At 35.5% G+C, this 9,603-nt stretch carries 10 protein-coding genes and 1 pseudogene; 6 read left to right on the forward strand and 5 right to left on the reverse strand.

The window, feature by feature from the left end; genetic code table 11:
* The first annotated feature begins 55 nt into the window (after window positions 1–55).
* The 4 genes from greA (at window position 56) to BEN71_RS13800 (ending at window position 2,774) form a co-directional block, all read left to right on the forward strand.
* The gene (gene greA / locus BEN71_RS13785; RefSeq protein ID WP_068973492.1) at window positions 56–535 is read left to right on the forward strand and encodes a transcription elongation factor GreA; all 480 of its coding nucleotides are present in this window, start codon (window positions 56–58) and stop codon (window positions 533–535) included.
* 67 nt (window positions 536–602) lie between these two features.
* The gene (locus tag BEN71_RS13790) at window positions 603–1,079 is read left to right on the forward strand and encodes a hypothetical protein (RefSeq protein ID WP_068973491.1); all 477 of its coding nucleotides are present in this window, start codon (window positions 603–605) and stop codon (window positions 1,077–1,079) included.
* A 131-nt stretch (window positions 1,080–1,210) separates the two neighbouring features.
* Window positions 1,211–2,095: a class I SAM-dependent methyltransferase gene (locus BEN71_RS13795; RefSeq protein ID WP_068973490.1), complete on the forward strand. Its 885-nt coding sequence runs from the start codon at window positions 1,211–1,213 to the stop codon at window positions 2,093–2,095.
* A gap of 67 nt (window positions 2,096–2,162) precedes the next feature.
* Window positions 2,163–2,774: a CatB-related O-acetyltransferase gene (locus tag BEN71_RS13800; protein WP_068973489.1), complete on the forward strand. Its 612-nt coding sequence runs from the start codon at window positions 2,163–2,165 to the stop codon at window positions 2,772–2,774.
* Here the strand turns inward: BEN71_RS13800 and BEN71_RS19550 are convergent.
* The 3 genes and pseudogenes from BEN71_RS19550 to BEN71_RS13815 all read right to left on the reverse strand — a co-directional run bounded on the left by BEN71_RS19550 (window position 2,761) and on the right by BEN71_RS13815 (window position 5,777).
* A pseudogene (locus BEN71_RS19550) lies at window positions 2,761–4,169 on the reverse strand (KAP family P-loop NTPase fold protein). The gene BEN71_RS13800 and the pseudogene BEN71_RS19550 sit on opposite strands and share 14 nt — an antisense overlap.
* 59 nt (window positions 4,170–4,228) lie before the next feature.
* Window positions 4,229–4,981 carry a hypothetical protein gene (locus BEN71_RS13810; RefSeq protein ID WP_068973488.1) on the reverse strand — a complete coding sequence of 251 codons (753 nt, stop codon included), beginning with the start codon at window positions 4,979–4,981 and terminating at the stop codon, window positions 4,229–4,231.
* A 7-nt stretch (window positions 4,982–4,988) separates the two neighbouring features.
* Window positions 4,989–5,777, reverse strand: coding sequence for an enoyl-CoA hydratase-related protein (locus BEN71_RS13815; protein WP_068973487.1), 789 nt, complete (start codon window positions 5,775–5,777; stop codon window positions 4,989–4,991).
* A 424-nt stretch (window positions 5,778–6,201) separates the two neighbouring features.
* Between BEN71_RS13815 and BEN71_RS13820 the strand changes: the two genes are divergently transcribed.
* Window positions 6,202–6,639: a universal stress protein gene (locus BEN71_RS13820; RefSeq protein ID WP_068973486.1), complete on the forward strand. Its 438-nt coding sequence runs from the start codon at window positions 6,202–6,204 to the stop codon at window positions 6,637–6,639.
* 81 nt (window positions 6,640–6,720) lie between these two features.
* On the opposite strand, the gene BEN71_RS13825 is transcribed toward BEN71_RS13820, so the two are convergent.
* On the reverse strand, window positions 6,721–7,035 hold the full coding sequence (locus BEN71_RS13825) for an MGMT family protein (RefSeq protein ID WP_068973485.1): 315 nt from the start codon (window positions 7,033–7,035) through the stop codon (window positions 6,721–6,723).
* A 137-nt stretch (window positions 7,036–7,172) separates the two neighbouring features.
* Between BEN71_RS13825 and BEN71_RS13830 the strand changes: the two genes are divergently transcribed.
* Window positions 7,173–8,147 carry an alpha/beta fold hydrolase gene (locus BEN71_RS13830; RefSeq protein WP_068973484.1) on the forward strand — a complete coding sequence of 325 codons (975 nt, stop codon included), beginning with the start codon at window positions 7,173–7,175 and terminating at the stop codon, window positions 8,145–8,147.
* Window positions 8,148–8,455: 308 nt separating this feature from the next.
* Here the strand turns inward: BEN71_RS13830 and BEN71_RS13835 are convergent.
* Window positions 8,456–9,588, reverse strand: a protein-coding gene (locus BEN71_RS13835) for an IS3-like element ISAba14 family transposase (RefSeq protein WP_223155595.1) whose coding sequence is annotated in 2 segments (ribosomal slippage) — window positions 8,456–9,336 and window positions 9,336–9,588 — 1,134 coding nt in all. Because the reading frame shifts where the segments join, the coding sequence is not laid out codon by codon here.
* Window positions 9,589–9,603: the final 15 nt, after the last annotated feature.

Consider the following 9,603-nt stretch of genomic DNA (forward strand, 5'->3'; position numbering starts at 1 on the left):
GGCTTTTTTCATTTTATAAACCTGTATTTTTTAAATACAAAACTGAGGGACAACAATGCAACGTTATCCTATGACTCCTGAAGGCAAGGTTGCTTTGGAGAAAGAATTACAGCAGTTAAAAACTGTTGACCGTCCACGTATCACTGCGGCAATTGCGGAAGCTCGTGAACATGGGGATTTAAAAGAAAATGCGGAATACCATGCAGCACGTGAGCAACAAGGTTTCTGTGAGGGTCGTATTCAGGACATCGAAGGTAAACTCGGTGCTTGCCAAGTGATCGATGTAAAAGAACTTGAGCAAACAGGTCGTGTGGTTTTCGGTGTGACTGTAACCATCGAAAACTTAGATACAGAAGAGCAAAAGACTTATCGTATCGTTGGTGATGATGAAGCTGACTTTAAAATTCACAAAATTTCTGTAAATTCACCGATTGCACGTGGTCTTCTCGGTAAAAACGAAGGCGATGAAGTTAAAATCGTAACACCACAAGGTGAAGTAGAATACGAAGTTGTCAGTGTTGAGTATCTTTCATAGTTATTTAACTAGAAATATTTGATAAAATTAGGGCTGATCATTCAGCCCTTTTTCTTTGATTTAAATAATGAAAATTAAAAATTTGTTTAATTCCACGTTACTACTTTGTCTATTATTACCTACAGCACTCTATTTTACAGTGTTGAGAGAAGGCATTATTACTTTTAGCTTCGGATTATTTTTGTGCTTTTGTAGTTATAGTATTTTCTTTTATAGCCAAAATAAAAAAAGACCTGCTGATTTATCTACAAATATAATATCATCTTTTGCCTTTGTTGCTCCCATTTTGTTCTTAGGAATATGGGCTCAAATGACATCATTAACCAGTCGAAATTTTGAAACATATTTACAACAACATCAATGTGAAAGCACCAAAAAGAGATATAAATATACGGTATCTAAATGTGAAAACAAGGTTTGTAAAAGTGTACCCGCCTCAGATATTGTGTATTACTGTGACTCCTCTCAGGAAAGTATGTATGAAACTAAATATAAAGAACTTTATGGTCCTAAATATGGAATTTGGGATGATCAACTTGATTAACTAAGACTTATCGCTCATTTCATAAAAAATTTAACTCACAATATAGTCCATCTCTTGCGTATCAAATCGCCATTGTTTAAATGCTTTTTTCTTTTAAAGTGTTAGAAAATAAAATTTTAAGTGGATATATTATGAAAGCAGGACGAGTCAGTCGAACTGCCGAAGCTGCTGCTGCGCTTCGTGCCAATCACTATCTTTATGCAAATGACCCTGTATTTTCAGATCCTTATGCTTTTGAAATGACCAATGCACGTTGGCGTTTTTTGCTCAAAAATGGCTTATTTCGTAAAACCTTAAATTCCACTTTTATGAATCAAACTTTTGGCAAACTCACAGGACAAGTGGTTGGGCGTTCTCGTTATACCGAAGACCTTTTAATACAAGCCATTGAACAGAATCATATTCAACAATATGTCTTAGTCGGTGCAGGATTAGATTCTTTTGTATTACGTTTGGCTGAACAATATCCAAACATAAAAATATTTGAAGTCGATCATCCTGATACGCAAAAAACCAAAATTCAGCAACTCAAATCTGTTTTAAAATCTAAACAACTGCCTAGTAATGTTGAATTTGTCAGCATTGATTTTGAAAAAGAAAAACTGTCTGATGCCCTGCTGCGCAGTCAGTATCAAGCGACTGAAAAAGCGTTCTTTTCTTGGTTAGGCACAACACATTATTTAACACCACAAACCACACTTGGGACTTTACAAAATATCGCCTCTATTGCGCCTTCTGGTAGTGAATTGGTGATGGACTATTCAATTGATTATAAAGAATTACAAGGCATTGAACGTTATGGCGCTTTTGCTTTAACGCATTTCACTCGCTTCTTAAAAGAACCTTTGATTGGTGCTTTTGCTTCTCAAGACTTGCATCAAGCTGTTGAGAATATGGGTTATATCGTTGACGAAGATTTATCTGGAGTTGATATTACTGAACGCTATTTCCATGATCGTGCTGATCATATTCGTCATACGCATGGATCACATTTGATTCATTTAAAAATTGCTTAGGCTATTTAATTCATCTTTTGGACGAAGTCATATAAAATGGTGAAACCACTAGCCTTTTGCTTTTTATATGACTGATTCCATTAACTCACCTGTGAAACACTGGTGTGAATTTGAGTTTATTTCTAAAACTGTGAACAATCCAAATATTCACATCAAAGGAAATTATTCTTATTATTCAGCTTATTGGGATCAAGGTTTTGAGCGTTGTGTGGTGCGTTATTTACATGATAAACCATCTACACCTGAAAAGCCGATTGATCAGCTTTATATTGGCAATTTTGTTTGTTTTGGGGCTGAATGCGTCATCATGATGGGTGGCAATCAGTTGCATCGTCCTGACTGGATTTCGACCTTTCCTTTTGATACGCGTAGCTTTTTACCTGCGGGTGATACGGTCATTGGTGATGGTTGTTGGATTGGTAGTCGTGCCATGATCATGCAAGGGGTGACTTTAGGTGAAGGTGCCGTGGTTGCTACAGGTGCTGTGGTTACGCAGGATGTGCCGCCTTATGCCATTGTTGGTGGTGTTCCTGCCAAAGTGATTAAGTATCGTTTTTCTGAGGAAGATATCGAAAAACTGCTTTCCCTTAAACTCTATGAGATGGATGAAAAGCAGTTTTTAAAGATGCGGGAAGAGTTGCAGACAGGAATTATTTCAAGCTTAATTAATTTTCGCTAAAAATACCTGTTTGGATATACGACTTCCAATCACGAATAAAATAATCAGTATGACTTAATTTATTGATTGCAAATTTTTCAAGATATTCTTTCAAAATAATTTCTTTAGCATCTATTTGTCCCGCTGTGCTATAACGCTTATTAATATTCTCTATCTTTGCTATATGGTCTATGATAAAAAAGTTATCAATATTAAATTCTGTAGCAAGTTTTGTATGGATAAAATGCTCTTTTGTCATATAACCAGTATCCCCCCCTCCAAGATATGTGAAAAGAACATCAACTATCTGTTTAAAATTAAATAAATTAGTACTTACTGATTGATCGAATAATAATGCCATTAATATCATATTCATCTTATTATCATCAGTCCTTAATAGAGCAAACTGATTAATTTTTTTACTTAATTCTCGAGAATTGAATTTTTTTAATAATTGTAATCCAAGTACTAAATAATAAAGTTGATTGACAGTCTCAGTACTTTTTAACTCATTAATTCTAAATAGCTGTTCTTTAATGATATGTTGATATATTTTTGAGTTAATTATTTCTGGAAATTTTATTGTAAAATCTACAAATTTTTCTAAATAATCGCCATTTGACTCTGAATCATATCCATAAAAACTTTTGATTGATTGTAATAACTGTGGCTTATTCATCACTAAAACAAAAACTATTTTAGGTATATCAAAAAATGTTTAATGCGTTCAATCAAGCGAATCGCAAAGTCAGGGCGACAACGATCAAGTTCATCAATGATAAAAACAAGTGGCTTTTCTAACTTACTTGCTAATTCTTTCAATTCATTTTTAAAATCAACTATTGTTTGCTTTTCTAAATGATGATTTTCAATTTTCTTTTCAATATGTTCTTTGAGTTTTCCTGTAATTTCATCACTTAAAGAGTCATATACATCTTTTCCATCCTTATAAACTTCTTGAATCGCTTCTCCAGCACCTCCAAGCCCGACCCAATGTAGAGCAGCTTTGGTTGCGATAACAGGAAGAATCGCTGCTAATGAAATTAAAACTGATGCAGTTTTTTCATTAAAACTTTCGACTTCACTTTCATCAATATTTTCAGCTGTTTTAAATGCTTCACTTATTTCAGCTGCTATTGTTAAAAATGGATCTTCTAAATAATCATTTGCAAAAGCATCTAGATAAATGACGTGATGATTTTTATTTTCTAAGTGCCTTTTCCAATTGCGTACAAACCACGTTTTCCCCTCACCCCAACGCGCATCTAAAGCAAGTACAGCACCGCAATTTAAGCGATCTACATAATTGGTCAGTTGGATACCTAAACGCTCTCGATCCCAAAGATCACCATCCCAAGCTTGTTCAATATTTTCTAGATTTGTACGTTGCCATGGTAATTGATTCAGTTCAGACATTAGTTATTCATTATCATAAAGTTAAAAACATTATGACTGAGTTTCAGTACATTTAAAACTCATTTAGCCTTTTGTCCAACCGGCATCACCACTTCACGATACTTTTCAATTTTCTTTGCTTTCTCAGGTTTAAATGATTCCCATGTAAAATCGGTATAATTCAACGTCCATTGATAGTACGGTTTTCCAACATCTTTAAATTGAATCGACAGCGTTGAACCACTTTCGTCATGGCAGTGTGGTGAAATTTTATAATCACGTTCAGAAAAACAAGCTCGAATCATTTCATAAGCATAAAAAGCAACATCATTCAAAGCGACTTTATACTTTCCATTTGGTTCTAACATTAAAAAATCAGCAATTTGCTCTCCTCTTCCTCCACCTGCATAACTTGTGCCCCATTTCTTCACCAAAGCAATAGAAAAGTTTTTTTGATTTAAAGGATAAAAAGCAGGAAAAATTTCGGTGCCATAATCCGCCATTTCATCATCAGGGGAATGTTGACTACTATGCCGATAATGATCAAAACGCCATGAATTTATCAATTTATATTGATTATTTACTTTTGATAATTCAAATAACTGAGGTGTTTCATCCGTTAAATACAATTTATCCTCTGTAGATGCTTTCTTTTTCCAAACATCTACATGATTTCCGCACTTTAAACTTAAAGTATTACAAATGTACTTCACATGGCCTGTTTCAGCTTTTACTTTTACCCAAGGTGTTACTTTTATTTCCTCAGCTACAACCAATGTTGAAAAACAGTAGAAGCCTAAAAGTATAGTTAACTTATATACATTCAAAGTCATGAAATCATCACCGCCCTTTAAAGTTTGGCTTATCTTTCATTAAAAATGCACGAGCGGCTTCAATAAAATCTTCACTCCGCCCTGCTTTTAACTGCAAATCACGCTCTAATTTTAACTGAGTTTCCAAATCATTTTGCAAAGACACATTCAATGCTTGTTTGATCATGGCATAACTCAAGGTCGCTTGAGTTGCCATATATTCTGCAAGTTTTTCCACTTCCTGTTGTAATAGATCATCATCAACTACTTTATAAATCATGCCTAGACGTTCAGCTTCTTCGGCTGAAACTTTTTCTGCAGTAAGCATCAATGCCTTTGCTTTAGCAAAACCAATCATTCTCGGTAAAAACCATGTCGCGCCACCATCTGGAATTAAACCCATTTTGCTAAAAATTTGCGTAAAACTTGCAGACTTTGCAGCAATAGTAATATCACATAATAATGGAATACTTGCGCCCGCACCTGCTGCGGTACCATTCACCGCACAAATAATGATTTTCGGAATATTCAAGATCAGATCAATCATTGGTTTAAAATACTTTTCGATCACCAACCCCAAATCAATATTATCAACGTCTTGAAATAGGCTTGGACTCAGTTCCATCCCTGTACAAAAGGCTTTTCCAGTTGCCCCCAGAACAATAACTTTCACTTCAGGATTTTGTTCAAATGCTTTAAGTGCAGAAATAATTTCTTCACTCATTGATAGCGTTAAACTATTAAGCTGTTGAGGGCGATTCAACATCAAATAACCCACATGATTTTTTTCTTCTACAATGATAGTTTGATAATCCATTATCCATTTCCTCTTCAATTATAGTTTTGAAATTTAGTTTTAAAATTTAGCTACATTTTCATTCATGTCTTCTCTGTATTCAATTTATTGTAATTGAAGAATCTCTACATAAGCTGGCAGATTCTATCAATCCTTAAAAATTATTCAGCAAACATTGATCTATTTTATCTGATGAAAAAACACGCTAAATCATGCGGATTATAAATTTATAGTGCTCGTAAACTGCTCATTAATCTTAAAAAATAAGTATTCATGCAAATTTAGACATTTTAATTGATGTCTAATTTTGTGCGGACAGCAATAAATTATGTCTATAAATTTACTAGGTTTTATTCATTTCATATTCACGTTATGATCGAGTGAGAAACTAGCAATTGTTATAACAACTTGAACTTAAATCTAAGTGCAAATAAGGAAAATACGCATGACTTATCAAAATATCCTCGTTCCAGTCGATGGCTCTGAAACTTCTTTATCTGTCGTTAAACACGCGGCTGATATTGCCAAAGCATTCAATAGTAAAATCACCGTTGTCCAAGTTATGACTTTAGACCCTTATATTGCAGCGGAATATCTAAGCAATGGACAAACAAATCAACTTATTGAACGTGCGCGTGAGTTTATTCAGGACAATATCAATGCTGCCAAAGAACAATTTGTTGCAGAAGGTCTACAAGTTGAAACCCGCCTCTTAGAAGGTGAAAGCATTACCCATACATTGGCGCAAGCAGTCAATGATTTGAAAATAGATCTTGTCGTACTCAGCTCACATGGTCGTACGGGTCTGAAAAAACTCATCATGGGCAGTGTCGCACAAGGTTTATTAACTGAGCTACAAATTCCAGTTTTAGTGGTTAAATAAGCATTTAAACTGATTTTTCTGCTTAAATTTCTGCTTTTCCTAAAACCTGTTGTTCTTAATGCGACAGGTTTTTTGTTTTGCTTATGGTTTCCATTGAAATTGTTTCAAATTCACCTTTCCATTGATCACAACAACGCCTTCTTCCAATAATTTTGCTGTCTGCACACACATTCCCATTTCGTCTAATTTATTCAAGCTGATTCGACCTTGTGAATTAATGACGCGATACCAAGGAATATCATGGTCAGATGGAAGTTGACCCAAAACTTTTCCCACCAGTCGTGCATGTTTAGGCAAACCTGCCAAGCTGGCTATTTGTCCATAGCTCGCCACTTTGCTTTTCGGTATTTGAACGATGACATTGAGAATCATCTGTGCTAATTCTGGATTTGACATAGAACTTGGATAAACCTGCTGGAATTATGCTAAATTGACATTTTAAATTGGCTTTTTGCGTTTTAGGCAAATGCATTTTTATCATGCATATTCTAATGTAAAAACGTTTCTAAACTAAAACAACAAGAGTATTCATCATGAAAGGAATCTTGAACAAAATAGTTTTATCTACTGCACTGGTCATGGGGTCAGTGACAGCAATCGGTATTTCTAGTACAACCTATGCTGCACCTGCCATTGATATCCAAAGCGTGCTACAACAAGAACGAGCTTGGGCAGGCATGGAAACTAAACGTGTCAAAGTCGGTGACATTGATTGGGCATATAGTGAAGGTGGCCCTGCTGGTAAGCCTACGATTCTATTGGTTCATGGTCTTGCTGGTAGTCGTGATAACTGGAATCGTGTCGCACGCTATTTAACACCGTATTATCATGTGATTATTCCAGATCTACCAGGTCAAGGTGGCAGTAAAGTCCCCGCAGATTTTGACTATTCTCTACCGAATTTGACTGAAAAATTACGACGTTTTGCCGAAGCTGTAAAAATTGAAAAAGATTTAAATATCGCAGGTCACTCAATGGGTGGTTCAATTGCTTTACTATATGCTGCGCAATACCCTGTTGATGCGAAATCACTCTTTTTAGTCGACAGCGCTGGTGTATTTAAATCTGCCAATACCCCTTATCTCAAAGATCCAACAACATTGCGCAATATGATCGTGAGCAAGCCAGGGGATTTTGATCGCTTAATGAAAATTGCCATGAATCAACAACCTTTCATTCCGAAAGAGCTCAAAGATGCGCAAGAAAAACTCATGATCAGCCAAGCTGGAAATACCACAAAATTGGTTGAACAACTCATCGTAATGTCGAAATTATTTACCCCTGATTCATTTGCCATTGCAGCGCGTTCTATTGATCAACCTGTTCTCATTGCATGGGGAGAAAAAGATCAAATTATCAATGTAGAAGCGGCAGCAGAGTTGAAAGGTTTATTGAAGAATGCCCAAGACCCTATTATTTTAAAAGGTGTTGGACATATGCCGATTTTAGAGCAAGAGCAGCTTTTGATTAAACCGTATTTGGATTTTCTAGCAAAATACAATCGTTAATCATTTAAGAACTGACTGTACTTTCATGATCACCAACAGAGCCTATACGTAGGTTCTGCTGTTAAATTTTTCATTGAAAACCCATAGCTTTATTTACATAAGATCTTTTAATCAACAGAAATATAAGCATAATCAATAAAGCAACTCTGCATAGATAATCTTTCTTCAATAATTTAACAATATTTTGAGTGCTTAATAAGACTTAACTATGTTCAAAATTATATTTCTCCAGTATTAAATCAACATCAGAGGTGGTCCCACTTGTTTGAACAACTAAAAGCGTATTTATAAGTGATATTCCGCTCTAGTTAAGCCACCTTGTTTTGTTGGGGTAGCTGATCATAGTAAAACTCATTTGGTGTCATTTTGTCTAGACTCGAATGAGGTCGTTTCAAATTATAAAACTCAAAATATGCACTTAATTGCTTTTTCGCATCTGTGACACTGCTATAAGCTTTGAGATACACCTCTTCATATTTAACGCTCCGCCATAATCGTTCAACCATCACATTATCTACCCATCGACCTTTACCATCCATACTGATTTGAATGCCATTTGATTTCAATACATCAATAAATGCATCACTGGTAAACTGGCTGCCTTGGTCTGTATTAAATATTTCAGGTCGACCATATTTTTCAATCGCTTCATTTAAAGCCGAAATACAAAAATCCACCTCCATACTAATCGATACCCTATGCGCAAGTACCTTGCGGCTATGCCAATCAATCACAGCACATAAATAAACAAAGCCTTTTGCCATAGGGATATACGTTATATCCGTAGACCACACTTGATTACTGCGCTGAATAGCCAACCCTTTGAGCAGATATGGATATTTACGGTGAGCTTGATTAGCCTGGCTTAAATTTGGTTTGCAATATAACGCCTGAATACCCATTTTCTTCATTAAAGTACGTGTATGACGTCGTCCTATATGATGTCCTTGACGATTCAACAAATCACGCATCATACGACTGCCTGCAAAAGGATATTGCATATGTAATTCATCAATACATCGCATCAGCTTCAGATCTGATGCACTCACAGGTTTTGGGCGATAGTAATAACAACCACGGGAGACTTTCAGCAGCTTAGCTTGCTTAGATACTGAAATCTGAAGTGAGTCGTCGATTAACTTTTGTGGTTGAAGCGGCCCAGTTTCTTCAACACACCTTCTAAAAAATCAATTTCTAATGCCTGCTCACCGATTTTTGCATGTAGTTTTTTTAGATCGATGGGTGGTTCTGTTGGAGCTTTTGATTGATCGAAAGCTTGCGAGGAAGCTGAGATCAATTGATTTTTCCAGTCAATAATTTGGTTTTGATGAACATCAAACTCAGCACTCAATTCAGCAAGTGTTTTTTCTGCTTTAATCGCAGCAAGTGCTACCTTAGCTTTAAAATCATTTGAATGATTTCTTCTTGGTCTACGTGCCATAAAATACTCCATATA

Source organism: Acinetobacter wuhouensis (assembly GCF_001696605.3).
GTDB lineage: Bacteria > Pseudomonadota > Gammaproteobacteria > Pseudomonadales > Moraxellaceae > Acinetobacter > Acinetobacter wuhouensis.

Bases quoted from the DNA above. Each gene is read 5' to 3' on its own strand.
- greA (WP_068973492.1), top strand. From the start codon at position 56: ATGCAACGTTATCCTATGACTCCTGAAGGCAAGGTTGCTTTGGAGAAA.
- BEN71_RS13790 (WP_068973491.1), top strand. From the start codon at position 603: ATGAAAATTAAAAATTTGTTTAATTCCACGTTACTACTTTGTCTATTA.
- BEN71_RS13795 (WP_068973490.1), top strand. From the start codon at position 1,211: ATGAAAGCAGGACGAGTCAGTCGAACTGCCGAAGCTGCTGCTGCGCTT.
- BEN71_RS13800 (WP_068973489.1), top strand. From the start codon at position 2,163: ATGACTGATTCCATTAACTCACCTGTGAAACACTGGTGTGAATTTGAG.
- BEN71_RS13810 (WP_068973488.1), bottom strand. From the start codon at position 4,981: ATGACTTTGAATGTATATAAGTTAACTATACTTTTAGGCTTCTACTGT.
- BEN71_RS13815 (WP_068973487.1), bottom strand. From the start codon at position 5,777: ATGGATTATCAAACTATCATTGTAGAAGAAAAAAATCATGTGGGTTAT.
- BEN71_RS13820 (WP_068973486.1), top strand. From the start codon at position 6,202: ATGACTTATCAAAATATCCTCGTTCCAGTCGATGGCTCTGAAACTTCT.
- BEN71_RS13825 (WP_068973485.1), bottom strand. From the start codon at position 7,035: ATGTCAAATCCAGAATTAGCACAGATGATTCTCAATGTCATCGTTCAA.
- BEN71_RS13830 (WP_068973484.1), top strand. From the start codon at position 7,173: ATGAAAGGAATCTTGAACAAAATAGTTTTATCTACTGCACTGGTCATG.